Genomic DNA, 25,375 nt, shown 5'->3' on the forward strand with positions numbered 1-25,375 from the left:
AGGCGGCGGGTGTTCCGTGCCGCGCGCGAATCAAGGTGTGACAAGGGGGCCTCCTGGCGTCAGTTGTTGGCAGCGCAGCCAACCCAACGGCCGGGATTGCCCGGCGCGCAGTTGGTCGCTGCTGATGCGAATAAAGCGTTGCTGTTGCGGTGCGGATTCCAGCCGGTAGTGGCCGACCGCGTCCGCCGCCAGGCAGTCGTCGGCGCGGATGACCACCTCTTGCGGCAGCGGGGCATCTACCGGCCCGTTGTTATGAATTATCAGGTCATACAGCCCGTTTTGCTGTGGCTGAGGCCTAAATTTTACCTGCCAGTCGACGTTCAGCGGCCGGCGCTCGATCACCGCTCGCAGCGTGGCGAGCGACCAGGCGCGCCGATCGTCCGCCAGCGGCAAGCGGAACCAGATAATGCCGCGCAGCCGGGGCGGCGTTTGCTGCGCCAGCGTTTGCAGAAAATCGGCGATCTGCTGCGGCGCGACCGTCAGCTCACGGCCGTTGCCCGCCACGCGCAGCGAGGATTCGCTCTCCACCTGCGCGCCCTGCGCATCAAACCCCAGCAGCGCCATGCCATAAGCCGGCAGCGCGACGCGAAACGGCTTCGGTGTGACGGCAGCGTACTGCCGCACCCAGCGCAGCGCCAGCGGGCCGTCAAACAGCCCCTGCTGCGGCGAGAGCACCGCGTGCACCTGCAGGACGGAACTGTCGGCCTGTTGCAGTACGCCGGGCAGGTTGGATGAGCCGATCCAGGCCGGCAGGGCGGTGATGCCGAGTTGCAAAGCGGCGGGCAGCCGTTGGCGCAGCCGCTGCAGAAAGCGTTGGTAGTCCGGCAGGCGGGCGGTGGCGGCATCATGATCGATCTCGATGCCGGTGACGGGCAGCCCGGCCGCCTGCCAGCGCTGGGTGAGCGCCAGCAGGCGCTGGATAATGGCCTCTTGATCCAGCTGCGGCAGTTGGCCGTCGAGGCGGGCTACCAGCCAGAGTGGGTGGCCGTCCTGCTTCAGCAGGCTGAGATCGGCCGGGATTTCCCGCCAGCCTTCACGCGGATGCACCTGCAGCGCCAGCACCCGCAGCCCGGTAAACAGATCGCGGCTGTGCGCCAGCGCATCGGCGTGCTGCGGCGTCCAAACCCGCTGCCAGACATAAACCTGCTGATCCCAGCCTGAGGCCTGGCGCAGCGCCTGCTGGCGCCCGGCGAACCAGGCCGCCAACCCCAGCGCAATCAAAACCAGCGCCGCCAGCCGGCGCTTCATTTTTGCCAGAGATCGCCTTGCGGTGCGAAGCCGCAGGCGCGCATGAAGTTATCGACTTCCCCACGTTCACGCGGCGCCAGGCCGGCGGTCGACAGCTGCCACTGGGCGACCTGCGGCAGCTGACGCTGTGCATCCTGCACCAGATAAAGACCGACGCCGCGGCGGCGCGTCACTTCGCGTACCAGCAGATCCTGTAGTTCGGCGCGGTCGTCCTGCAGCGCAATTTTCACCGCACCCAGCAGACGCTCGTTGAAGCGGGCGGCAAACAGCGCCTTGTCGTCGCTCAGCCAGCCTTGCCACTGTTCCGGCTGCTGGTGCGGCCAAATTTTACCGAGGTCGATAAGGTCTTGCGGGGACAGCGCGGTTAGGCGCTCGATGGTCAGTTTCATGCAGAATTTCCGCGCAGCTAAATGATGTCGACAGTGTAATAGATCTTGTGCAGAGCGTTGTGTAAGTTTTTCTGTACGATTACTGTGCAATATGTTTTTTGCACGGGGCATTTTCCGAGTAAATAGTTAGTAAACGGATTGTTAACCAGCACAACGCACTACGCCTAAAGGTAAAGAGCGCAGATTTAATTCGAATTTTATCCTGTTTACACCGCTTGTTTCTGCCAGATGAAGTTGATTTGCAGAAGAAAATTCCTGTTTAATGGCATGAAAAATAAAGTCTTATTAGAAAATAATGCCGACAAAACGCCTAAATCATTATTACTTATAACAAAAGCGGTCAATAACGATCGGGCGCAGGCAAACACAACAGGTACGTTCACAACGACAGATGGGGATTTGCGGATGAAATTAACAACAGGTAAGGCACTGCTGGCGGGTTGTATTGCGATGGCCATGAGCCAGGCGGCCATGGCGAAAGACATCAAGGTGGCGATCGTCGGGGCAATGTCCGGCCCGGTCGCGCAGTATGGCGACATGGAGTTTACCGGCGCGCGCCAGGCGATTGCCGACATTAACGCCAAGGGCGGCATCAAGGGCGACAAGCTGGTCGGCGTGGAATACGACGACGCCTGCGACCCGAAACAGGCAGTTGCGGTCGCCAACAAGGTGATCAACGACGGCATTCGCTACGTGATCGGCCACCTGTGCTCCTCATCCACCCAGCCGGCGTCCGATATCTATGAAGACGAAGGCGTGATCATGATTACCCCGGCGGCCACCAACGCGGATCTGACTACCCGCGGCTACAAGATGATCCTGCGCACCACCGGCCTGGATTCGGATCAGGGCCCGACCGCCGCCAAATACATCCTCAGCGACATCAAGCCGAAGCGCATCGCCGTGGTGCACGACAAGCAGCAATACGGCGAAGGCCTGGCGCGCTCGGTGCGCGACAGCCTGAAAAAACAGGGCACCGAAGTGGCGATGTTCGAAGGCATCACCGCCGGCGACAAAGACTTCTCCACCTTGGTGGCGCGCCTGAAGAAAGAAAATATCGACTTCGTGTACTTCGGCGGTTACTACCCGGAAATGGGGCAGATCCTGCGTCAGGCCAAGCAGGCCGGGTTGACCACTCGCTTCATGGGGCCGGAAGGCGTGGGCAACTCCTCGCTGTCCAACATCGCCGGCGCCGCCTCGGAAGGCATGCTGGTGACGCTGCCGAAACGCTACGATCAGGTGCCTGCCAACCAGCCGATCGTCGATGCGCTGAAAGCCAAGAAGCTGGATCCGACTGGCCCGTTCGTCTGGACCACCTATGCTGCGCTGCAGTCGCTGACCACCGGCATGGAGCGCAGCGGCAGCCAGGAGCCGGCGGACATCGTCAAGGATCTGAAAACCGGCAAGCCGGTGGAGACCGTGATGGGGCCGCTGACCTGGGATGACAAGGGCGATCTGAAAGGCTTCGAGTTCGGCGTGTTCGAATGGCATGCCAACGGCACGTCCACACCGATCAAATAAGCCATAATGATTAGGGTGGGGCGCAGCCCGCTGCGCCCGGCGGGTCGGCTTGCCGGCCCCGTCTCCCTTTACCCGCCGGTTCTCCGCCGGCGGGTTTCGCAGCCAAGGGTTCAGAGTATGTCAGAGCAACTCCTCTATTTTCTGCAGCAGATGTTCAACGGCTTAACGTTGGGCAGCACCTATGCATTGATCGCCATCGGTTACACCATGGTTTACGGCATCATCGGCATGATCAACTTCGCCCACGGCGAGGTGTACATGATCGGCAGCTATGTCTCCTTTATCGTTATCGCCGCCCTGATGATGCTCGGCATCGACGTCGGTTGGCTGCTGATCGGCGCCGCGTTCCTGGTCTCGATCGTTATCGCCAGTGCCTACGGCTGGAGCATCGAACGGGTGGCCTACAAGCCGGTGCGCAACTCCAAGCGCCTGATTGCGCTGATCTCGGCCATCGGCATGTCGATATTCCTGCAAAACTACGTCAGCCTGACGCAGGGCTCACGCGATCTGGCGCTGCCTAGCCTAGTGACCGGCCAGTGGGTGCTGGGAGAAAGCAACGGCTTCGCCGCCACCATCAGCACCATGCAGCTGACCATCTGGCTCGTGACCTTCCTGGCGATGCTGGCGCTGACGCTGTTTATCCGCTATTCACGCATGGGCCGCGCCTGCCGCGCCTGTGCGGAAGATCTGAAGATGGCCAGCCTGCTGGGCATCAACACCGACCGGGTGATCTCGCTGACCTTCGTTATCGGTGCGGTGATGGCGGCGGTGGCCGGGGTGTTGCTCGGCCAGTTCTACGGCGTCATCAACCCTTACATCGGGTTTATGGCCGGTATGAAAGCCTTCACCGCCGCGGTTCTGGGCGGCATCGGCAGCATTCCCGGTGCGATGATTGGCGGCCTGGTACTGGGCGTGGCGGAAGCGCTGACCTCTGCCTACCTGAGCACCGAATACAAAGACGTGGTGTCGTTCGCGCTGCTGATCGTGGTGCTGCTGATCATGCCGACCGGCATCCTCGGGCGTCCGGAGGTTGAGAAAGTATGAAACTCAATCTGCTCAATGCGCTGATCGCCACGGCGGTGCTGTTCGTGATGGCGTCGTTCCTGATGGGCATGCAGCTCAGCCTGGACGGCACCAAGCTGGTGGTGCACGGCGCGGCGGAAGTGCGCTGGATGTGGATCGGCATCGGCTGCGTCATCGTCTTTTTCTTCCAGCTGTTGCGCCCGCTGCTGCAGCAGGGATTGAAAAAAGTCTCCGGCCCGGCGTTCGTGCTGCCGAGCTTCGACGGCACCACGCCGCGGCAAAAGCTGCTGGCGGCTTTGCTCATCGTCGCGGCGGTCGCCTGGCCGTTCCTGGTCTCGCGCGGCACGGTGGATATCGCCACCCTGACGCTGATCTACGTGATGCTGGGCCTCGGCCTCAACGTGGTGGTGGGCTTGTCCGGTCTGCTGGTGCTCGGCTACGGCGGTTTCTACGCCATCGGCGCCTACACCTACGCGCTGCTGAATCACTATTACGGCCTCGGCTTTTGGGAGAGCCTGCCGCTGGCGGGTATCGTCACCGCCGCCTTCGGCTTCCTGCTCGGTTTCCCGGTGCTGCGGCTGCGCGGCGACTATCTGGCAATCGTGACGCTCGGCTTCGGTGAGATCGTGCGCATCCTGCTGCTGAACAATACCGAGATCACCGGCGGGCCGAACGGCATCAGCCAGATCCCGAAACCGACCTTCTTCGGCCTGGAGTTCAACCGCAGCCTGCGCGACGGCGGCTGGGATACCTTCCATAACTTCTTCGGCCTGAAATACGATCCGAGCGATCGCATCGTATTCCTGTACCTGGTGGCGCTGCTGCTGGTGGTGCTGACGCTGTTCGTCATCAACCGCCTGCTGCGCATGCCGCTCGGGCGCGCCTGGGAAGCGCTGCGCGAAGACGAGATCGCCTGCCGCTCGCTGGGCCTCAGCCCGACGCGCATCAAGCTGACCGCCTTTACCATCAGCGCCGCTTTCGCCGGGTTTGCCGGCACGCTGTTTGCCGCGCGCCAGGGGTTCGTCAGCCCGGAATCCTTCACCTTCGTCGAGTCGGCCTTCGTGTTGGCGATCGTCGTACTGGGGGGTATGGGCTCGCAGTTCGCGGTCATTCTGGCGGCAATCCTGCTGGTGGTGTCGCGCGAGCTGATGCGCGATCTGAATGAGTACAGCATGTTGCTGCTGGGTGCGCTGATGGTGCTGATGATGATTTGGCGGCCGCAGGGGCTGTTGCCGATGAAACGGCCGCAGTTGAAGCTGCAGGCGGCGGACATTCACGCGGGCAAGGGGGAACAGGCATGAGCGTTCAACCTTTACTGCAGGTAGAGGGCCTGTCGATGCGTTTCGGCGGGCTACTGGCGGTCAACAACGTGGCGTTGACGCTGAACGAAGGCGAAATCGTGTCGCTGATCGGCCCCAACGGCGCCGGTAAAACCACGGTATTCAACTGCCTGACCGGTTTTTACCGCCCGACCGGCGGCACCATCAAATTGCGCGATCGCCACCTGGAAGGGTTGGCGGGGCAGGCCATCGCCCGTATGGGCGTGGTGCGCACCTTCCAGCACGTGCGGCTGTTCCGTGAAATGACGGTGATCGAGAACCTGCTGGTGGCGCAGCATCAGCACCTGAAAAGCGGCGTGTTCGCCGGCCTATTGAAAACCCCGGCTTTCCGCCGTGCCGAAGCCGAGGCGCTGGCGCGCGCGGCGGAGTGGCTGGAGCGCGTCGGCCTGCTGGAGATGGCCAACCGTTCGGCGGGCAACCTGGCCTACGGGCAGCAGCGGCGGCTGGAGATCGCCCGCTGCATGGTGACCCGGCCGGAGCTGCTGATGCTGGATGAACCGGCCGCCGGCCTCAACCCGAAAGAGACCGACGAGCTGGATCACCTGATCGTCGAGCTGCGCGATCGGCATAAGGTCTCGGTGTTGCTGATCGAGCACGACATGAAGCTGGTGATGGGCATTTCCGACCGCATTTACGTGGTGAATCAGGGCACGCCGCTGGCGCAGGGCACACCGGCGGAGATCCGCAACAACCCGGACGTGATCCGGGCTTATTTGGGCGAAGAATAATATGTTGTCATTCAATCAGGTATCCGCCCATTACGGCAAAATTCAGGCGCTGCATCAGGTCAGTCTCACGATAAGTCAGGGCGAAATTGTGACGTTAATCGGCGCCAACGGCGCCGGTAAAACCACGCTGCTCGGCACCTTGTGCGGCGAACCGCGCGCCAGCGAAGGCAGCATCGTCTTTCAGGACCAGGACATCACCCAGTGGCAAACCTCGCGCATCATGCGCGAAGCGGTGGCGATCGTGCCGGAAGGGCGGCGCGTCTTCTCGCGCATGACGGTGGAAGAAAACCTGGCGATGGGCGGCTTCTTCGCCGATCGCCAGCAGTATCAACAGCGCATTGAACGGGTGTTCACGTTGTTCCCACGCCTGCTGGAGCGCCGAAGCCAGCGTGCCGGCACCATGTCCGGCGGCGAACAGCAGATGTTGGCCATCGGCCGCGCGCTGATGAGTCAGCCGAAGCTGCTGCTGCTCGACGAGCCCTCGCTGGGGCTGGCGCCGATCATTATCCAGCAGATTTTCGACATCATTCAGCAACTGCGGGAAGAGGGCATGACCATCTTCCTGGTGGAGCAAAACGCCAATCAGGCGCTGAAATTGGCGGACCGCGGTTATGTGCTGGAAAACGGCCGCGTGGTGTTGGAAGATACGGGGGCTGCATTGTTAGCCAACGAAGCAGTGAGGTCGGCGTATCTGGGCGGTTAATCCGCCCCCCTACGAATTAAAATAATCAGGTACGAGAAGAAGAAATGAAGACAGAAGGGTTACTCGCGCAGCGCATCGTTAACGTAAAAAGTTCGGCCATCCGTGAATTGCTTAAGCACAGCAAGATGGAACACGTCATTTCGCTGGCGGGCGGCATCCCCTCTGATGCGCTGTTCGATTTCGAAGGATTGAGCATCGCCACCCAGCAGGCGATCACCGAACAGCCGAAAAGCGCATTCCAGTATGGCCTGACCGAGGGCAGCCCGCTGCTGCGTGAGCGCATTTGCGCGCTGTGCGCCGAGCGCGGCGTCACCGCTGGCGCGGAAGAGGTAATGGTCACCGCCGGCTCACAGCAGGCACTGGATTTGGTGATGCGCGCCATCGTCAATCCCGGCGACGTGTTCGTGGTGGAGCGCCCGACCTACCTGGCGGCGCTGCAAACGCTGGAGCTGGCGGAGGCCAACATCATGTCGGTCTCGTCCGACAGCGACGGCATGGTGGTGGAAGAGCTGGCCGAGCTGCTGAAAACCCAGCGCATCAAGGGCGTGTACGTGGTGCCGAACTTCGGCAACCCCAGCGGCATCACCCTCAGCGCCGCGCGCCGTGAACTGCTGGTGAAGCTGGCTGCTGAACATAACTTCCTGATCATCGAAGACGATCCGTACGGCGAATTGCGTTTCACCGAAGAGCGCCACCCAACGCTGCATCAGGTGTCACAGCAGGTGCTGGGCAACACTGACCACATCATCTATACCTCGACCTTCTCCAAGATCCTGGCGCCGGGCCTGCGCTTGGGCTGGGCGATCCTGCCGCCGTTCCTGCTGCACAAAGTGGCGATCATCAAACAGGCGGCGGATCTGCACGCCAGCGCGTTGTCGCAGAGCATCGTCGAATGCTATCTCGGCCTGGATCGCCTGCCGGCGCAGATCGACAAGATCCGCGCCGCTTACAAGCAAAAGGGCGAGATCCTGGCCGGTTTGGTGGAGCAGGAGCTGGGCGACTACATCACCTTCGATAAGCCGAAGGGCGGCATGTTCCTGTGGGCGCGCTTCCGCCAGCCGTTCAACGCCACCGAATGGCTGAACACGACCTTGCAGCAGGGTGTGGTGTTCGTGCCGGGGGAATACTTCTTCTCCGACAACCCGGATCGTTCAACCTTCCGCCTGTCGTTCGCCACCGCCACCGAGCAGCAGATGCAAGAAGCGGTGGCGCGCCTGCGCCGTTCGCTGTAATCCTCGCGGCGGCGGAGCCCATGCCCGCCGCCGACATCAAACCGCCATCTTCACTTCACCTTGCCGTCATGTGGCTGTCATATAACGGTTATTTTTCTGTCATCCGCGCATGGCATGTTAGCTTCCGAACAAAAAACTGATTCTTTTCGCTCACGCGCTTTTACACCAGCTTTTTCAGGAGTTAGGCATGCTCACCTACGCTATTCGCAAAACCACGCTGTGCGTCGCGTTGACCCTGGCGGTCAGCACTCAGGCGCTGGCGGCGACAGAAATCCCGTTCTGGCATTCAATGGAAGGTGAACTGGGTAAGGAAGTGGATTCCCTGGCGGATCGCTTCAATCAGTCGCACAGCGACGTCAAGATTGTGCCGGTTTATAAAGGCAACTACGAACAGAGCCTGGCGGCGGGCATCGCTGCTTACCGCTCCGGCAAGGCGCCGGCGATCCTGCAGGTTTACGAGGTGGGCACCGCCACCATGATGGCCAGCAAAGCCATCAAACCGGTCTATGAAGTGTTTAAAGAGGCCGGCATCAACTTCGACGAGTCGGTGTTCGTGCCGACGGTGGCCGGCTATTACACCGACAACAAGAGCGGACATCTGCTGTCGCAGCCGTTCAACAGCTCCACGCCGGTGCTGTACTACAACAAAGATGCCTTCAAAAAGGCCGGCCTGAACCCGGATCAGCCGCCGAAAACCTGGCAGGAGCTGGCGGCGGATACCGCCAAGCTGCGTGAGGCCGGCATGAAGTGCGGCTACGCCAGCGGCTGGCAGGGTTGGATCCAGCTGGAGAACTTCAGCGCCTGGCACGGCGTGCCGTTCGCCAGTGAAAACAACGGTTTCGGCGGCACCAACGCCAAGCTGGAGTTCAACCAACCGCTGCAGGTCAAGCACATCGCGCTGCTGGAGGCGATGAACAAGAAGGGCGACTTTACCTACTTTGGCCGCAAAGACGAATCCACCGAGAAGTTCTATAACGGCGACTGCGCCATCACCACCGCCTCTTCCGGTTCGCTGGCGGACATCAAGCACTACGCCAAATTCAACTACGGCGTCGGCATGATGCCGTACGACGCCGACGCGAAAAATGCGCCGCAGAACGCCATCATCGGCGGGGCCAGCCTGTGGGTGATGAACGGCAAAGATGCCGCCACCTACAAGGGCGTGGCCGAGTTCCTGCAGTACCTGGCGCAGCCGGAAATTGCCGCCGAATGGCACCAGAAGACCGGCTATCTGCCGATCACCACCGCGGCTTACGATCTGACCAAGCAGCAGGGCTTCTACGACAAGAACCCGGGTGCCGACGTCGCCACTCGCCAGATGCTGAACAAGCCGCCGTTGCCGTTCACCAAGGGCCTGCGCCTGGGCAACATGCCACAGATCCGCAGCGTGGTGGATGAGGAGCTGGAAGGCGTGTGGACCGGCAAGAAAACGCCACAGCAGGCGTTGGACGCCGCCGTACAGCGCGGTGACGTGCTGCTGCGCCGCTTCGAAGCATCGACCAAGTAACCCTGCGTCGCGAGCCCGACAGACCGGGCTCGCATCTTCACGCCGATCCTTCCTTACCCGATCAATGGTTTAACTGCTATGTCATCTTCCCGTCCCGGTTTCGGCTGCAGCTGGTTGCCCTATGCGTTGGTGCTGCCGCAGCTGCTGATTACCGCCGTCTTCTTTTTATGGCCCGCCGGCGAAGCGCTGTGGTATTCGGTGCAGAGCCTCGATCCGTTCGGCCTATCCAGCCAGTTTGTCGGGCTGGATAACTTTAAACAGCTGTTCCAGGATCCTTACTACCTCGACTCGTTCTACACCACGCTGATCTTCAGCTTCCTGGTGGCGGGCATCGGGCTGGCGGTTTCGCTGTTCTTCGCCGCGCTGGTGGACTACGTGCTGCGCGGCAGCCGCCTCTATCGCACGCTGATGATCCTGCCCTACGCGGTGGCGCCGGCGGTGGCGGCGGTATTGTGGATCTTTCTGTTCAACCCCGGCCTGGGGTTGATCACCCATTTCCTCAACGGGCTGGGCTATAACTGGAACCATGCGCAAAACAGCGGCCAGGCGATGTTCCTGGTGGTGCTGGCCTCGGTATGGCAGCAGATAAGCTATAACTTCCTGTTTTTCCTCGCGGCGCTGCAGTCTATCCCGCGTTCGCTGGTGGAAGCGGCAGCCATCGATGGCGCCGGCCCGGTGCGGCGCTTCTTCCATCTGGTGCTGCCGCTGATCGCGCCGGTGAGCTTCTTCCTGCTGGTGGTCAATCTGGTGTACGCCTTCTTCGATACCTTCCCGGTGATCGACGCTGCCACCGGCGGCGGGCCGGTGCAGTCCACCACCACGTTGATCTACAAGATCTACCGCGAAGGCTTCGCCGGGCTGGATCTCTCCAGCTCCGCCGCACAGTCGGTGATCCTGATGCTGTTGGTGATCGGCCTGACGGTGATCCAGTTCCGCTTCGTTGAACGTAAGGTGCGCTATCAATGATTGAGAATCGACGCGGGCTGGACATCTTCAGCCATGTGATGCTGGTTATCGGCGTGCTGGTGGTGCTGTTCCCGCTGTACGTGGCCTTTGTCGCCGCCACGCTGGATGACAAACAGGTGTTTCAGGTGCCGATGACGTTGGTGCCCGGCGGCCACCTGTGGGAGAACATTCGCAATATCTGGCAGGGCGGCGTGGGCAACCTCAAGGTGCCGTTCTCGCTGCTGCTGCTCAACAGCGTGATCATGGCGTTGGCGATCACCTGCGGCAAAATCGCGGTGTCGGTACTGTCGGCTTACGCCATCGTGTATTTCCGTTTCCCGCTGCGCAGCCTGTTTTTCTGGCTGATTTTCCTCACCCTGATGTTGCCGGTGGAAGTGCGCATTTTCCCGACGGTGGAGGTGATCTCCAACCTCAACCTGCTGGACAGCTATACCGGCCTGACGCTGCCGCTGATGGCCTCGGCCACCGCTACCTTCCTGCTGCGCCAGTTCTTCATGACGCTGCCGGATGAGCTGCTGGAGGCGGCGCGCATCGACGGCGCCGGGCCGATGCGTTTCTTCTGGGACATCGTGCTGCCGCTGTCGAAAACCAATCTGGCGGCGCTGTTTGTCATCACCTTTATCTACGGTTGGAACCAATATCTGTGGCCGATCCTGATCACCAGCGACGCTTCGATGGGCACCGCGGTGGCGGGCATCAAGAGCATGATCTCCACTTCCGGCGCGCCGACCCAGTGGAACCAGGTGATGGCGACGATGATTCTAACTTTATTGCCACCGCTGGCGGTGGTGCTTCTGATGCAGCGCTGGTTTGTGCGCGGTCTGGTTGATAGCGAGAAATAACGACGATGGCAGGATTAAAACTACAGGCGGTCACCAAGTCTTACGACGGTAAAACGCCGGTGATCAAACAGATCGACCTCGACGTGGCGGACGGTGAATTTATTGTGATGGTCGGCCCGTCCGGCTGCGGCAAATCTACGCTGCTGCGTATGGTGGCCGGGCTGGAGCGCACTACCAGCGGCGATATCTATATCGATACCCGGCGCGTGACCGATCTGGAGCCCAAGGATCGCGGCATCGCGATGGTGTTCCAGAACTACGCGCTCTATCCGCACATGAGCGTGTACGACAACATGGCTTACGGCCTCAAGATCCGCGGTTTCGGCAAGGAGCATATCCGCCAGCGGGTGGAGGAAGCGGCGCGCATCCTGGAGCTGGAGCCGCTGCTCAAGCGCAAACCGCGCGAACTTTCCGGCGGCCAGCGCCAGCGGGTGGCGATGGGGCGCGCCATCGTGCGCGAACCGGCGGTATTCCTGTTCGATGAGCCGCTGTCCAACCTGGACGCCAAGCTGCGGGTGCAGATGCGCCTGGAGCTGCAACAGCTGCACCGCCGTCTGAAAACCACCAGCCTGTACGTGACTCACGACCAGGTGGAGGCGATGACTCTGGCGCAGCGGGTGATCGTGATGAATAAGGGCGTGGCAGAGCAGATCGGCACCCCGAGTGAAGTGTACCAACGGCCGGCTTCGCTGTTCGTCGCCGGCTTTATCGGCTCGCCGGCGATGAACCTGCTGCCCGGCACCCTGAGCGCCGACGGCGGCCAGCTGCTGTTGGCGGACGGCATGACGCTGCCGTTGCCGGCGGCCAAGCCGCAGTGGGCGGGGCGGCCGTTGACGCTGGGTATTCGGCCGGAGCATATTCAATTGGTGGCGCAAGGCCAGGGCGTGCCGCTGCAGCTGCAGACGCTGGAACTGCTGGGAGCCGACAATCTGGCGCACGGCCAGTGGGGCGGTCACGGGGTGATCGCGCGGCTGTCGCATGAAACCTTGCCGACGGCGGGCAGTACGCTATATTTGCAGCTGCCTGCTCAGGCGCTGCACTTCTTTGACACCCACAGCGGATTACGGATGGATTGATGACAAGACCCTGGCCTTACCCTCATATTGTTGCCCACCGCGGCGGCGGTTCTCTGGCGCCGGAAAATACCCTGGCGGCGATCGACGTCGGCGCGCGCCACGGCCACAAGATGATCGAGTTCGACGCCAAGCTGGCGCAGGACGGGCAAATTTTCCTGCTGCACGACGACACGCTGGATCGCACCAGCAACGGTTGGGGCGTGGCGGGCGAGCTGCCGTGGGACAAACTGGTGCAGCTGGACGCCGGCAACTGGTACAGCTCGGCCTTCAAGGGCGAGCGGTTGCCGCTGCTGTCGGAGGTGGCGGAACGCTGCCGGGAACACGGCCTGATGGCCAATATCGAGATCAAACCGACCACCGGCAGCGACGATGAAACCGGCCGGGTGGTGGCGCTGGCGGCGCGGTTGCTGTGGCAAGGGCAGACCGATCCGCTGCTTTCTTCCTTCTCGGTAGAAGCGCTGGCGGCGGCGCAGCGCACCGTGCCGGATTTGCCGCGTGGCCTGCTGCTGGAGGCCTGGGACGACAACTGGCGCGAGCTGACGGAGCGTCTGGACTGCGTCTCGCTGCATATCGACCACAAAGCGCTGACCGCCGAGCGGGTGAAAGCGTTGAAAGACGCCGGGCTGCGTATTTTGGTGTATACCGTCAACCAACCGGATCGCGCGCGCCTGCTGCTCGACTGGGGCGTTGACTGCATTTGCACCGACCGGATAGATTTGATTGGCCCGGCTTTTTAATCCGGCGCCGATGAATCCCGCGACGACAAGCCTTGCCGCCGCACCACCGGAAGGAATGCGATGCCTGGCTTTATCCTGTCACTGTGGCACCAGATCGTGCTGTCTTTACCGCTGTTCGTCCTGATCGCATTGGGTTATGGGCTGATTCGCTGGGGGAAATGGCCCTCCAGCATCACCGATGGCCTGACGCGCTTCGTGTTTTCCCTCGCCTTGCCCGCCATGCTGTTTCGCATGATGTGCGACTTCTCGCAGCGCCCGGCGGTCGACGCCCGGCTGCTGATCGCGTTCTTTGGCAGCTGCCTGATCGTATTTGTGCTTGGCCGCCTGGTCGCCCGGCACCTCTTCCGGTTGGATGGCGTCGCCGGATCGGTGTTTGCGTTAGGCGGTATTTTCTCCAATAACGTGATGCTCGGTTTACCTATCGCCAGCGTAATGCTGGGGCAGGCGGCGATCCCGTCGGTGGCGCTGGTGCTGGTGTTCAACGGCCTGATCCTGTGGACGCTGGTGACGGTGTCGATCGAATGGGCGCGCAACGGCTCGCCGACGCTGAGCGGCTTCGCCAAAACCGCCCGCAGCGTGCTGACCAACCCGCTGATCGTCGGCATTTTGTCCGGCACGCTGTTTAGCCTGACCGGCTTGCCGCTGCCGGACTTCGTCGATCGACCGGTCAGCATGCTCGGCCAGGTGGCGGCGCCGCTGTCGCTGGTGGTGCTTGGCATGGGGCTTGCCGAGTACCGCATCAGCGAAGGCTGGCAGCTGAGCAGCGCCATCTGCGTGCTGAAGTTGCTGGTGCAGCCGCTAGTGATTTGGCTGCTGGCCTGGATGATGGATCTGCCGCCGATGGAAACCCGCGTTGTTGTGCTACTTGGATCGATGGCGGTGGGGGTGAACGTCTACCTGATGTCGCGCCAGTTCAATACGCTCACCGGCCCGGCCGCCACCAGCCTGGTGATGTCCACCGTGCTGGCGGCGATCACCACGCCGCTGATCCTCACCGTTATGGGCGTGCGGGCGTAGCCGGCATCGGCGCCTGCGGCACCGCCGGTGCGGTGCGATTGAACGGATCGCGCGGCTGGTTGCCGTTAGGCAGCAACTGCCCGCCGTTCGGCGTGGTTTGCATCAGCTGTTGCCGCTGATTGTCGAACTGTCGCTGCTGCTGCAGGCGGCGTTGATCCATCTGCCGGTTGTTCAACAAGCGCTGTTGCTGCGCTTGCTGGTTGTTTTGGTTGAGTAACTGCTGCTGTGAGCGCAGGTCGGTTACGCCGTTGGCCGCCGCCGCCAACCCAGGCAGCAACAGCAGAGCGAACAGAATGTGAGACGTTTTCATGATGGTTACCTCGCCTTTTTATTAAGCCTAACCCAGCGGTGAAATTTTGCCGGTAGTTTGTCTTTTGTTCAGATGTAAACTGCCTTTCATCCCCTTAGGCGTCCATCTTCCGTTACAATCGCCCTTTCGGTCTTTTTAGGGTGAACCCATCGTGCTGCTTTTGGTTATAACCACCATTCTGTGGGCATTTTCTTTCAGCCTGATTGGCGAGTACCTGGCGGGCCACGTCGACAGCGGATTCTCGGCGCTGGTGCGCATCGGGCTGGCGGCGCTGGTGTTTCTGCCGTTTCTGCGTTGGCGCAACATCAAACTCAAGGTGATCCTGCTATATATGCTGGTGGGGGCCTTCCAGCTGGGCATCATGTACCTGTTCAGCTTCCGCGCCTATCTCTACCTGACGGTACCCGAATTCCTGCTGTTCACCGTGTTGACGCCGTTGTATATCACGTTGATCTACGACTTGCTGAGCGGCCGACGCCTGCGTTGGGGCTACGTCTTCAGCGCGCTGCTGGCGGTGCTGGGCGCGGCGATCATTCGCTATCACCAACTGAGTGAACACTTCTGGTGGGGGCTGCTGTTGGTGCAGGCGGCGAATATCAGCTTCGCCATCGGCATGGTCGGCTATAAGCGCCTGATGGAAGTGCACCCCTTGCCGCAGCACACCGCCTTTTCCTGGTTCTACCTGGGGGCGGCGGTGGTGGCGGTGGTGGCCTGGTTCCTGTGGGGTAACCCGCAGCAGCTGCCAACCACCAACCTGCAGTGGGGCGTGTTGATCTGGCTGGGCGTGGTGGCGTCGGGACTGGGTTACTTCATGTGGAACTATGGCGCGACGCAGGTCGATGCCGGCACGCTCGGCATCATGAACAACATGCATGTGCCGGCCGGGCTGCTGGTCAACCTGGCCATCTGGCAGCAGCAGCCGCACTGGCCGAGCTTTATCATCGGCGGGGCGGTGATCGTCGCTTCACTGTGGGTGCATCGACGCTGGGTGGCGCCGAAGCAGCTCGGCTAAACGGGGGCCGGCAGTTTATACGCCGGCCGCCAACGCTTTGGCGCCGGTCGCGCCAGGGCGTGCGGCGTCGCGCACGAACGGCAGATGATCGCAGGCGTGCTGGCGGGCCGAGCGGATAAAGGCTTCGGTCACCGCCTGGCGCTGTTCACCGTCGCGTACGGCGGCGTACAGGCGGCTCCACAGGCCGTCACCCAGGGTTTTGGTCACCACCAGCCCCTGCCGTTCGAAACTCTCCACCACCCAGTGCGGCAGCGCCGCAATCCCCATCCGCGCCGATACCATCTGGATCAGCAGCAGCGTGTTATCGACGTTCTTCAATGCCGGGTTGACGCCCGCCGGCTGCAGGAAATGCCGCCAGATATCCAGCCGTTGGCGCTGCACCGGGTAAATCAACAGTGTTTCATCGCTCAAGTCTTCCGGCTCGATATGCGGCTTGCCGGCGAGCGGATGATCCGGCGCCAGCACCAGACGCACCTCGAAATCGAACATCGGCGAATAGTGCAGGCCGCTGCGCGGCAGAATATCCGACGTCATCACCAGATCCAGCTCGCCTTGTTGCAGGGCCGGCTGCGGATCGAAAGTGACGCCGGAGGTGAAGTCCATCACCACCTGCGGGAAACGCTGGCGGAAGTTGTCCAGCGCCGGCGTCAGCCACTGAATGCAGCTGTGGCATTCGATGGCGATGCGCAGCGTGGTCTGATGCGGCTCGTGGCAGGCCTGCAGCGCCTGTTGGATCTGCGGGAGGACCTGCTCCGCCAGCTGCAGCAGGATCTCGCCCTGGGCGGTGAAGCGCAAGGGCTGGCTCTTGCGCACGAACAGCTTGAAGCCCAGACGTTGTTCAAGATCGCTGAACTGGTGCGACAGGGCAGACTGCGTCTGGTGAAGTTGGGCCGCCGCCCCCGCCAGCGAACCGCTGTTGCGCAGGGCCTGCAGCGTCCGTAAATGTTTCAGTTCGATCATGAGAGTCCTTCACATTGACAGTGAATAAATTGCGCTTGTGGTTAATACAGTACCTGCTGATTATGGATGTGTAAACATCTGGACGGCTAAATGGGGAATATGACGATGGCAATTTTGAATCACACACTGGGTTTTCCTCGCGTTGGGCTACGACGTGAGCTGAAAAAAGCTCAGGAAAGCTACTGGGCAGGCAACTCAACGCAGGAAGAGCTGTTGGCGGTTGGCCGCGAGCTGCGCGCTCGTCATTGGCAACAGCAACAGCAGGCCGGGGTGGATTTGGTGCCGGTCGGCGATTTCGCCTGGTACGATCATGTGTTGACCACCAGCCTGCTGCTGGGCAACGTGCCGGCGCGCCATCAGAATGCGAATGGCTCGATCGACCTGGACACGCTGTTCCGCATCGGCCGTGGCCGCGCACCGACCGGCGAGCCGGCGGCCGCGGCGGAAATGACCAAATGGTTTAACACCAACTATCACTACATGGTGCCCGAATTCCAGCAAGGCCAGCAGTTCAAACTGGGCTGGACTCAGCTGTTGGACGAAGTGGATGAAGCGCTGGCGCTCGGCCATCGCATCAAGCCGGTGCTGCTTGGCCCGGTGACTTACCTGTGGTTAGGGAAAGTGAAGGGCGAGCCGTTCGACCGCCTGTCGCTGCTGAAAGAGATCCTGCCGGTTTACCAGCAGGTGCTGGCCGAGCTGGCGAAGCGCGGCGTCGAGTGGGTGCAAATTGACGAGCCTGCGCTGGTGCTGGAGCTGCCACAAGCCTGGCTGGACGCGTTCAAACCGGCTTACGACGCGCTGCAGGGGCAGGTGAAGCTGCTGTTGACCACGTATTTCGACAGCGTAGGCCACAACCTCGATACCGTCCGCACGCTGCCGGTGCAGGGGCTGCATGTCGATCTGGTCGCCGGTCATGACGATATCGCCGCGCTGAGCGCCGCATTGCCGCAAGATTGGCTGCTGTCGCTGGGGGTGATCAACGGCCGCAACGTTTGGCGCGCCGATCTGAGCCGCTGGTTTGAACGTCTGCAGCCGCTGGTGGGCTCCCGCCCGCTGTGGATTGGCTCCTCCTGTTCACTGCTGCACAGTCCGATCGACCTGAGCGTGGAAAGCCGTCTGGACGAAGAAGTGAAAAGCTGGTTCGCCTTCGCGCTGCAAAAATGCGCCGAGCTGGCGCTATTAAGCTCGGCGCTGAACGCGCCTGACACGACGAAACAGGCTGAACTGGACGCCTACAGCGCGCCGATCCGCGCCCGCCGTCAGTCGAGCCGCGTGCATAACCCACAGGTTGAGCGCCGGCTGGCCGCGATCACCGCGCAGGACAGCGAACGCCACAGCGCTTACGCCGAGCGCGCCAGGGCGCAGCGCGAGCGTTTCAACCTGCCGGCCTGGCCGACCACCACCATCGGTTCGTTCCCGCAGACCACCGAGATCCGCGGCCTGCGTCTGGACTTCAAACAGGGCCGTTTGGACGGCAACAACTACCGCACCAGCATCGGTGAGCACATCAAACAGGCGATCGTCGAGCAGGAGCGCCTCGGGCTTGACGTACTGGTGCACGGTGAAGCCGAGCGCAATGACATGGTGGAATATTTCGGCGAGAACCTGGACGGCTTCGTGTTTACCCAGAATGGCTGGGTGCAGAGCTACGGCTCCCGCTGCGTGAAGCCGCCGGTCATCATCGGTGACGTCAGCCGCCCGGAAGCCATCACCGTCGAATGGGCCAAATTCGCCCAGTCGCTGACCGACAAGCCGGTAAAAGGCATGTTGACCGGGCCGGTGACCATCCTGTGCTGGTCGTTCCCGCGTGAAGACGTGACCCGCGAAGTGATCGCCAAGCAGATTGCGCTGGCGCTGCGCGACGAGGTGGAAGATCTGGAAAAAGCCGGTATCGGCATCATCCAGATCGACGAGCCTGCGCTGCGCGAGGGGCTACCGCTGCGCCAATCCGACTGGGCCGCCTACCTGAACTGGGCGGTGGACGCCTTCAAATTGAACGCCGCCGTGGCGCAGGATGACACCCAGATCCACACCCACATGTGTTACTGCGAGTTCAACGACATCATGGACTCCATCGCCGCGCTGGACGCCGATGTGATCACTATCGAGACCTCGCGTTCCGATATGGATCTGCTGGAAGCCTTCAAAGAGTTCGAATACCCGAACGAAATCGGGCCGGGTGTCTACGATATCCACTCGCCGAACGTACCGAGCGTGGAATGGATTGAAGCGTTGCTGCGTAAAGCGGCGCAGAACATCCCGGCGGAACGTCTGTGGGTCAATCCGGATTGCGGCCTGAAAACCCGTGGCTGGCCGGAAACCCGGCAGTCGCTGGCCAACATGGTATTGGCGGCGCAGCGCCTACGCGAGCACGCGTGATGCCGTGCGGCGGGTAAACCGCCGCTTATAGATTTACTGGTGTGATGATTGGGCGCTTCGGCGCCCTTTTTTATGAGCGGGAAATTATTTGACGCCGTGCTGGGCGAACCACGCCAGCATGCGCTGCCAGCCGTCCTCCGCCGCTTCGGCGTTGTAGCTGGGGCGATAGTCGGCGTTGAATGCGTGCCCGACGCCAGGATATACCACGATTTCGGCCTCGGCGTTGGCGGCGCGGATCGCCTGACGCATGGTTTCCACCGTCTCCAGCGGAATGCCGCTGTCCTGCCCGCCATACAGCCCCAGCACCGGCGTTGACAGGTGGGTGGCGACATCGACCGGATGCTTCGGTGAATTCAGCGTTTTCTCGCCGACCAGTTTGCCGTACCAGGCGACCGCCGCCTTCAACTGCGGGTTGTGCGCCGCGTACAGCCAGGTAATGCGGCCGCCCCAGCAGAAACCGGTGATCGCCAGCTTGCCGGCGTCGCCGCCGTGGCGGATAGCCCAGTGCGCGGCGTGATCCAGATCCGACAGCACCTGACGATCCGGCACCTTGGTCACCAACTGCTGGAACAGTTCGCCGATATCGGTGTAGTCGTTGGCGTCGCCCTGACGGAAATAGAGCTCGGGCGCGATTGCCAGATAGCCCTGCTTGGCCAGGCGACGGCACAGATCCTGAATGTGCTCATGGACGCCGAAGATTTCCTGTACCACCAGCACGATGGGGAAGGGGCCGTTATGGTCGGCGGGTTTGGCGACATAGGCCGGCAGCGCGTCGCCCTGAGAAGGGATGGTCGTTTGCCCGGCGTGAATGCCCTGTTCGTCGGTGATAATCGCGGAGGCGGCCAACGGCGCGGCGGCCGGGGCGAATCCCCCCTGAGCCTGTTCTAATGTCATCACATGTTCGGTTTTCATTGCGGTCTCCGTGCAATAGAAAAAAGCGCTGAGATTAACTATAGGAAAGATTACCCATTATTGGCGCTGCGTGGCGCACTTTCGGACAAGTCGATAAAAAACGGCTAATTATCTGGCTTTGCGGCATTTTTAAGCGCTTTTTATCATGTTATTACGCGTTTTGGCCCACGTAAGTGCCATAAGGTGCGTTAGAGGGCTTTTTTGTCCCTAAGCAACCGATAAGATGGGGGTATTTCGAATTGATGAGCTAAATAGTTTCAGTCGGCAACCAACGGGCAGGGAGCGGCAAGGTTTGTCGGCTAGACTGAGATTTAGCGGTGCGTTCTGGATGCGTCATAGTGATTTTTTTCGTGATAAAAATCACAAAAAATATGTAGCATGTGATTTGTTTCTCTTTTCATAGTGACTATCGTCACGAAATTAAGCGGCGATTTTCAGTAGAGTGCTTTTTTGTTCCTCCCAATAAACATGATCCATGAGGAGTCTCGTATGTCTCAGTCTGATGTTTTTCATCTCGGCCTCACCAAGAACGATTTACAAGGGGCCCAGCTTGCCATCGTGCCGGGCGATCCGCAGCGCGTAGAGAAGATTGCCAAGCTGATGGAAAATCCGGTGCATCTGGCCTCCCATCGTGAATTCACCACCTGGCGCGCAGAGCTGGACGGCAAGGCGGTGATCGTCTGCTCCACCGGTATCGGCGGCCCGTCTACCTCTATCGCGGTGGAAGAGCTGGCGCAGCTGGGCATTCGCACCTTCCTGCGCATCGGCACCACCGGCGCCATTCAGGCCAATATCAACGTCGGTGACGTGCTGGTGACTACGGCGGCGGTACGCCTCGACGGTGCCAGCCTGCACTTTGCGCCGATGGAGTTTCCGGCGGTCGCGGACTTCGCCTGCACCACTGCGCTGGTGGAAGCGGCCAAGGCCAGCGGCGCGACCACCCACATTGGCGTGACCGCCTCTTCCGATACTTTCTACCCGGGCCAGGAACGTTACGACACCTACTCCGGCCGCGTGGTCAGCCGTTTTAAAGGCTCGATGGAAGAGTGGCAGGCGATGGGCGTGATGAACTATGAAATGGAATCCGCCACGCTGCTGACCATGTGCGCCAGCCAGGGCCTGCGCGCCGGCATGGTGGCTGGGGTGATCGTTAACCGCACCCAGCAAGAGATCCCGAATGCCGAGACCATGAAAAACACCGAAAGCAAAGCGGTGCAGATCGTAGTGGACGCCGCCCGCCGCCTGCTGTAATCGCCTTCCCTCAACGGGCCGCTGACGCGGCCCGTTGAGGTTTGTCATCAACCTCATGCCATTGCCGGGTTTGCAAAGAGCTGCGGATAACAAACAGGGAAAATCAATTCATTGATTTTCGGCTGATGACCACAAAGGAGGAAAAACCGCGTTTTTTCCTCCTTTGTCAACGAACTGAACGGGCCGCTGACGCGGCCCGTTTTTCCATTCGCGGCGAATCTGTTACGGTGATACTCCTCAGCGCTGCGCCGATGGCTGCCGCGCGTTGTCATAACAAAAACAACGAGGACGTTTATGACCGCCCAGATCCTGCTTCATCCTTCGCTTGCGCCGCTCGACGGTGGCATCAATTTCCGCGACTTCGGTGGCAACGGCGTGGCCGACGGGCGCCGCATCAAACGCGGCCTGCTGTTCCGCTCCGGTTCTCTCGAACGGCTGACGGAAAGCGACTGCACTTTCCTCGCTGGAGTGCCGGTACGTTCCGTGCTGGACTACCGCGATGCCGACGAGGTGCAGGCCAAACCGGATATTCTGTGGAATGGCGCCGACTATCACCACGTGCCGGCTAACCCGCTGAGCAGCGAAGTTAACGCCAACCTGGAAAAGCTCACCAACGAAACGCTGGCCGCTTTCGACGCCCGGGCGTTCATGCTGGAGCTGTATCGCCGCCTGCCGTTCGGCAATGCGGCTTATCAGCGGCTGGCGCAGCTGTTGAGCAACCCTGGCGGCGGCGCGATCGTGCAGCACTGCGCGGTCGGCAAGGATCGCACTGGCGTCGGTTCGGCGCTGGTGCTGTTCGCGCTGGGCGCCGACGAAGCGACGGTGCTGGAAGACTATCTGCTGACTGAAACCACGCTGGCCACTTTCCGCGAGCAGATGCTGGATCAGCTGTCTATCAAGCTGAATGCGGCGGCGCTGGAGCAATTCGCCTACGTGCTCAGCGCGCGCGAGGAGTTCCTGATGACGGCGCTGGGCTGCATCCGTCAGCAATACGGCTCCACTGACCGCTGGCTGGAAGCGGAATACGGCCTGGGCGCGGCCCAGCGCGAAGCGCTGCAGGCGTTTTACCTCGAGTAAATTACCGCGTGTTTAGCCGGGGTTTAACTCGCCCCGGCTTATCCTAGGCGGCGAATCATCGCGTATCAGGAGCCCTGCATTGAGCCTCAATGACGTTATCAACTGGGTCAGCGACGTCGTGCGTCAGCACGAAGGCTGGGCCATTCCCATCATCTTCTTCCTGGCGTTCGGTGAGTCGCTGGCGTTTTTGTCGCTGCTGCTGCCGGCCACGGTGATCCTGCTGGCGCTGGGCGCGCTGATCGGCGAAAGCGGCATCGCCTTTTGGCCGATTTGGGCCGCCGCCGCCGCCGGGGCGTTTTTCGGCGACTGGCTCTCTTACTGGATCGGCTATCACTATCAGGATCGCGTGGCCCATATGTGGCCGCTGTCGCGCAATCCGCAGCTGCTGGCGCGCGGCCATGCCTTCTTTGAGCGCTGGGGCGTGCTGGGCATTTTCATCGGCCGCTTTTTCGGCCCGCTGCGCGCCGTGGTGCCGCTGGTGGGCGGCATTTGCGGCATGCCGCAGCGCTATTTCCAACTGGCCAACGTCACGTCGGCGATGATCTGGGCGTTCGGCATTCTGGCGCCGGGGGCATTCGGCATCAAGTGGCTCAGCCAGTGGCTGGGCTGATTTCTCGCTAAATTGCGTAGCGCCGCGCAATATTGTGCGCGGCGGGCAAAATCAGGCTGGACATCCATACAGCCTCCCCTTAACGTGACGGGCAATGGGCGTGCGAAACGCCGGAACGGCAAGGTGCAACAGGAGGCAGGGTGGATACCAGTCTGATTTATGGGATTGGCGGCGTCGCGATCGGCATGCTGTTGGGGTGGCTGATCGCCAGTCTGCGGGTGCAGCAGACGAATGCGCAACATGAAACCGAACTGCGGTTGCTGGAGCAAGCGTTGCAGCAGGCGCAGCAGGAAACGGCCGTGCGGCAGGATACCCTGCAGCGTCATGAGCAGCAGTTGCGCCAGAGCGAGCTGGAGCTGCGCAATCTGCACAGCCAGCTGGCAGCCGGACATGAGAAGCTGCAACAGCTCAACCATTGGCGCAACGAATGCGAACTGCTCAATCAGGAGCTGCGCGCCCAGCGCGAGGTTAACAGCGCGCAGGAGGCCGAGCTGCGCGAAGTCACCATCCGTCTGGAAGAGACGCGTATGGCGGCGGAGGAGAAGCAACGCCTGCTGATCAACAGCGAACAGCGCCTCACCACCCAGTTTGAAAATCTCGCCAATCGCATTTTTGAACACAGCGGCCGCAAGGTGGACGAGCAAAATAAGCAAAGCCTGGATCGTTTACTGCTGCCGCTGCGCGAACAGCTGGACGGTTTCCGCCGCCAGGTTCAGGACAGCTTTGGCCAGGAGGCGCGGGAGCGCCACACGCTGACGCACGAGATACGCAATCTGCAGCAGTTGAACGCGCAGATGGCGCGCGAGGCGATCAACCTCACCAAGGCGCTGAAAGGCGACAACAAAACGCAGGGCAACTGGGGCGAGGTGGTGCTGAGCCGGGTGCTGGAAGCCTCTGGCCTGCGCGAAGGGCATGAGTATGAAACGCAGGTCAACGTGCGGGTGGATCACCAGAGCCGCATGCAGCCCGATGTGATCGTACGCCTGCCGCAGGGCAAGGATGTGGTGATCGACGCCAAGATGTCGCTGATCGCCTACGAGCGCTATTTCAACGGCGAGGATGAGGCGGAGCGCGAGGCGGCGCTGAGCGAACATATCGCCTCGCTGCGCGGCCACATCCGCATGCTGGGCCGCAAGGACTATCAGCAACTGCCGGGGCTGCGCTCGCTGGACTATGTGCTGATGTTCATTCCGGTCGAGCCCGCCTTCCTGCTGGCTATCGATCGCGAGCCGGAGTTGATCAGCGAAGCGCTCAAGCACAACATCATGCTGGTCAGCCCGACCACGCTGCTGGTGGCGCTGCGTACCATCACCAACCTGTGGCGTTATGAGCATCAGAGCCAAAATGCCCAGCGCATCGCCGATCGCGCGGCGAAACTGTATGACAAGATGCGGCTGTTCGTGGACGATATGTCCGCGCTGGGGCAGAGCCTGGACAAGGCGCAGGGCAGTTATCGTCAGGCGATGAACAAACTGAGCGAAGGCCGTGGTAATCTTATCGGCCAAATTGAAGGTTTCCGCGCGCTGGGGGTTGAGGTCAAACGGCCGATCAACCCGCTGCTGGCGCAGCAAGCCGGCGCGCAACACGATGACGCGGAAGAGGCGAACGACGATGATGTCGCCGCGCTGCCGCAGACGAAAGACGATGACGATACCGCCGGGGAGCCGGGCTTCGTTTCGCACGGCTGAGGCCGTGGCGAGGTGGGGTATTCCCCAGGCTTCTGGTACACTCATCAACACAAAATTGACTGAATAGCAGGCAGGACAATGGCAGATCAACCGCAGGAAACCACCGATTTCGGTTTTCGCACCGTCGCTAGAGACGAAAAACAGGCCATGGTGGCGGACGTTTTTCATTCGGTAGCGGCAAAGTATGACGTGATGAACGACCTGATGTCGTTCGGCATCCACCGTATCTGGAAGCGTTTCACCATTGACTGCAGCGGCGTGCGCCGTGGGCAGCGCGTGCTGGATCTGGCCGGCGGTACCGGCGACCTGGCGGCCAAGTTCTCCCGCATGGTCGGCGAGCAGGGGCTGGTGGTGCTGGCGGACATCAACGATTCGATGCTGAAGATGGGGCGGGAGAAGCTGCGCGATCGCGGCATCGTCGGCAATATCAATTACGTGCAGGCCAACGCCGAGGCGTTGCCGTTCCCAGATAACTACTTCGATTGCATCACCATCTCCTTTGGCCTGCGTAACGTGACCGACAAAGACAAAGCGCTGCGCTCGATGTTCCGCGTGCTGAAGCCGGGCGGGCGCCTGTTGGTGCTGGAATTCTCCAAGCCGCTGCTGGCTCCGCTGAGCAAGGCTTATGATGCCTACTCCTTCCATGTGTTGCCGAAGATCGGCGAGCTGGTGGTGAAAGATCCGGACAGTTACCGTTACCTGGCGGAATCGATCCGTATGCACCCCGATCAGGAAACCCTGAAAGGCATGATGGGCAACGCCGGTTTTGAAAACGTCACCTATTTCAACCTGACCGGTGGGATTGTCGCCCTGCATCGCGGCTTCAAGTTCTGAGAGGGAGATGCCG

At 61.3% G+C, this 25,375-nt stretch carries 24 protein-coding genes; 19 read left to right on the top strand and 5 right to left on the bottom strand.

The features are described from left to right. Positions 1-30: 30 nt before the first annotated feature. Both ACJ8HA_RS16045 and panM read right to left on the bottom strand, forming a co-directional pair. Entirely contained in the window at positions 31-1,248 is a 1,218-nt protein-coding gene (locus ACJ8HA_RS16045) for a DUF3142 domain-containing protein (protein ID WP_442515399.1), read from the bottom strand. Further along, entirely contained in the window at positions 1,245-1,637 is a 393-nt protein-coding gene (panM, locus tag ACJ8HA_RS16050) for an aspartate 1-decarboxylase autocleavage activator PanM (protein ID WP_025304901.1), read from the bottom strand. Before panM ends, ACJ8HA_RS16045 begins: the two co-directional genes overlap by 4 nt. Positions 1,638-2,042: 405 nt before the next feature. Here panM and ACJ8HA_RS16055 point away from each other — a divergent pair, with 405 nt between their 5' ends. From ACJ8HA_RS16055 to ACJ8HA_RS16110, 12 genes are all read left to right on the top strand, one after another. Continuing rightward, positions 2,043-3,158 (top strand): branched-chain amino acid ABC transporter substrate-binding protein, encoded by a 1,116-nt coding sequence (locus ACJ8HA_RS16055; protein WP_025304902.1) that lies wholly within the window; start codon positions 2,043-2,045, stop codon positions 3,156-3,158. Positions 3,159-3,275: 117 nt separating this feature from the next. Then, positions 3,276-4,202 carry a high-affinity branched-chain amino acid ABC transporter permease LivH gene (gene livH, locus ACJ8HA_RS16060; protein ID WP_015376290.1) on the top strand — a complete coding sequence of 309 codons (927 nt, stop codon included), beginning with the start codon at positions 3,276-3,278 and terminating at the stop codon, positions 4,200-4,202. Beyond that, a complete protein-coding gene (locus ACJ8HA_RS16065) occupies positions 4,199-5,482 on the top strand; it encodes a high-affinity branched-chain amino acid ABC transporter permease LivM (RefSeq protein ID WP_025304903.1) in 1,284 nt (427 codons plus the stop codon). Before livH ends, ACJ8HA_RS16065 begins: the two co-directional genes overlap by 4 nt. Then, the gene (livG, locus tag ACJ8HA_RS16070) at positions 5,479-6,249 is read left to right on the top strand and encodes a high-affinity branched-chain amino acid ABC transporter ATP-binding protein LivG (RefSeq protein ID WP_025304904.1); all 771 of its coding nucleotides are present in this window, start codon (positions 5,479-5,481) and stop codon (positions 6,247-6,249) included. The genes ACJ8HA_RS16065 and livG overlap by 4 nt, the downstream gene beginning before the upstream one ends. Before the next feature lies 1 nt (position 6,250). Continuing rightward, positions 6,251-6,952, top strand: a complete 702-nt coding sequence (livF, locus tag ACJ8HA_RS16075; RefSeq protein ID WP_025304905.1) for a high-affinity branched-chain amino acid ABC transporter ATP-binding protein LivF — start codon at positions 6,251-6,253, stop codon at positions 6,950-6,952. Positions 6,953-6,996: 44 nt separating this feature from the next. Further along, positions 6,997-8,184, top strand: a complete 1,188-nt coding sequence (locus tag ACJ8HA_RS16080) for an aminotransferase-like domain-containing protein (RefSeq protein ID WP_025304906.1) — start codon at positions 6,997-6,999, stop codon at positions 8,182-8,184. A 187-nt stretch (positions 8,185-8,371) separates the two neighbouring features. Then, positions 8,372-9,691: a sn-glycerol-3-phosphate ABC transporter substrate-binding protein UgpB gene (gene ugpB / locus ACJ8HA_RS16085; protein ID WP_049209367.1), complete on the top strand. Its 1,320-nt coding sequence runs from the start codon at positions 8,372-8,374 to the stop codon at positions 9,689-9,691. A gap of 78 nt (positions 9,692-9,769) precedes the next feature. Next, positions 9,770-10,657, top strand: a complete 888-nt coding sequence (ugpA, locus tag ACJ8HA_RS16090) for a sn-glycerol-3-phosphate ABC transporter permease UgpA (RefSeq protein WP_015376293.1) — start codon at positions 9,770-9,772, stop codon at positions 10,655-10,657. After that, positions 10,654-11,499 (top strand): sn-glycerol-3-phosphate ABC transporter permease UgpE, encoded by an 846-nt coding sequence (ugpE, locus tag ACJ8HA_RS16095; RefSeq protein ID WP_197819696.1) that lies wholly within the window; start codon positions 10,654-10,656, stop codon positions 11,497-11,499. The genes ugpA and ugpE overlap by 4 nt, the downstream gene beginning before the upstream one ends. Positions 11,500-11,504: 5 nt before the next feature. After that, positions 11,505-12,575 (top strand): sn-glycerol-3-phosphate import ATP-binding protein UgpC, encoded by a 1,071-nt coding sequence (locus ACJ8HA_RS16100; protein ID WP_043137521.1) that lies wholly within the window; start codon positions 11,505-11,507, stop codon positions 12,573-12,575. Next, positions 12,575-13,312 carry a glycerophosphodiester phosphodiesterase gene (gene ugpQ, locus ACJ8HA_RS16105; protein ID WP_025304910.1) on the top strand — a complete coding sequence of 246 codons (738 nt, stop codon included), beginning with the start codon at positions 12,575-12,577 and terminating at the stop codon, positions 13,310-13,312. Before ACJ8HA_RS16100 ends, ugpQ begins: the two co-directional genes overlap by 1 nt. A gap of 60 nt (positions 13,313-13,372) precedes the next feature. After that, entirely contained in the window at positions 13,373-14,329 is a 957-nt protein-coding gene (locus ACJ8HA_RS16110; protein WP_025304911.1) for an AEC family transporter, read from the top strand. Here the strand turns inward: ACJ8HA_RS16110 and ACJ8HA_RS16115 are convergent. Then, on the bottom strand, positions 14,310-14,639 hold the full coding sequence (locus ACJ8HA_RS16115; RefSeq protein WP_025304912.1) for a hypothetical protein: 330 nt from the start codon (positions 14,637-14,639) through the stop codon (positions 14,310-14,312). The genes ACJ8HA_RS16110 and ACJ8HA_RS16115 overlap by 20 nt on opposite strands. A gap of 151 nt (positions 14,640-14,790) precedes the next feature. On the opposite strand from ACJ8HA_RS16115, the gene ACJ8HA_RS16120 reads away from it, so the two are divergent. Then, positions 14,791-15,651 (top strand): carboxylate/amino acid/amine transporter, encoded by an 861-nt coding sequence (locus ACJ8HA_RS16120; protein ID WP_025304913.1) that lies wholly within the window; start codon positions 14,791-14,793, stop codon positions 15,649-15,651. 15 nt (positions 15,652-15,666) lie between these two features. On the opposite strand, the gene metR is transcribed toward ACJ8HA_RS16120, so the two are convergent. Next, positions 15,667-16,611, bottom strand: a complete 945-nt coding sequence (gene metR / locus ACJ8HA_RS16125) for an HTH-type transcriptional regulator MetR (RefSeq protein ID WP_016929455.1) — start codon at positions 16,609-16,611, stop codon at positions 15,667-15,669. Between the two features lie 90 nt (positions 16,612-16,701). On the opposite strand from metR, the gene metE reads away from it, so the two are divergent. Further along, positions 16,702-18,990: a 5-methyltetrahydropteroyltriglutamate--homocysteine S-methyltransferase gene (gene metE, locus ACJ8HA_RS16130; protein WP_080352504.1), complete on the top strand. Its 2,289-nt coding sequence runs from the start codon at positions 16,702-16,704 to the stop codon at positions 18,988-18,990. An 84-nt stretch (positions 18,991-19,074) separates the two neighbouring features. Here the strand turns inward: metE and ACJ8HA_RS16135 are convergent, their stop codons facing one another. Further along, positions 19,075-19,902, bottom strand: a complete 828-nt coding sequence (locus ACJ8HA_RS16135; RefSeq protein ID WP_025304915.1) for a dienelactone hydrolase family protein — start codon at positions 19,900-19,902, stop codon at positions 19,075-19,077. A 489-nt stretch (positions 19,903-20,391) separates the two neighbouring features. Here ACJ8HA_RS16135 and udp point away from each other — a divergent pair, with 489 nt between their 5' ends. From udp to ubiE, 5 genes are all read left to right on the top strand, one after another. Next, positions 20,392-21,153, top strand: coding sequence for a uridine phosphorylase (gene udp, locus ACJ8HA_RS16140; RefSeq protein ID WP_004934432.1), 762 nt, complete (start codon positions 20,392-20,394; stop codon positions 21,151-21,153). A gap of 294 nt (positions 21,154-21,447) precedes the next feature. Continuing rightward, positions 21,448-22,230 carry a tyrosine-protein phosphatase gene (locus tag ACJ8HA_RS16145; protein ID WP_025304916.1) on the top strand — a complete coding sequence of 261 codons (783 nt, stop codon included), beginning with the start codon at positions 21,448-21,450 and terminating at the stop codon, positions 22,228-22,230. Between the two features lie 79 nt (positions 22,231-22,309). Beyond that, the gene (locus tag ACJ8HA_RS16150; RefSeq protein ID WP_004934438.1) at positions 22,310-22,840 is read left to right on the top strand and encodes a DedA family protein; all 531 of its coding nucleotides are present in this window, start codon (positions 22,310-22,312) and stop codon (positions 22,838-22,840) included. A 140-nt stretch (positions 22,841-22,980) separates the two neighbouring features. Then, a complete protein-coding gene (gene rmuC, locus ACJ8HA_RS16155) occupies positions 22,981-24,528 on the top strand; it encodes a DNA recombination protein RmuC (RefSeq protein WP_049209369.1) in 1,548 nt (515 codons plus the stop codon). A gap of 78 nt (positions 24,529-24,606) precedes the next feature. Further along, positions 24,607-25,362 carry a bifunctional demethylmenaquinone methyltransferase/2-methoxy-6-polyprenyl-1,4-benzoquinol methylase UbiE gene (ubiE, locus tag ACJ8HA_RS16160; protein WP_197819698.1) on the top strand — a complete coding sequence of 252 codons (756 nt, stop codon included), beginning with the start codon at positions 24,607-24,609 and terminating at the stop codon, positions 25,360-25,362. The last annotated feature ends 13 nt before the right edge of the window (positions 25,363-25,375 follow it).

It is taken from the genome of Serratia sp. CY33802, assembly GCF_052169095.1.
Taxonomy (GTDB): Bacteria; Pseudomonadota; Gammaproteobacteria; order Enterobacterales; family Enterobacteriaceae; genus Serratia; species Serratia bockelmannii.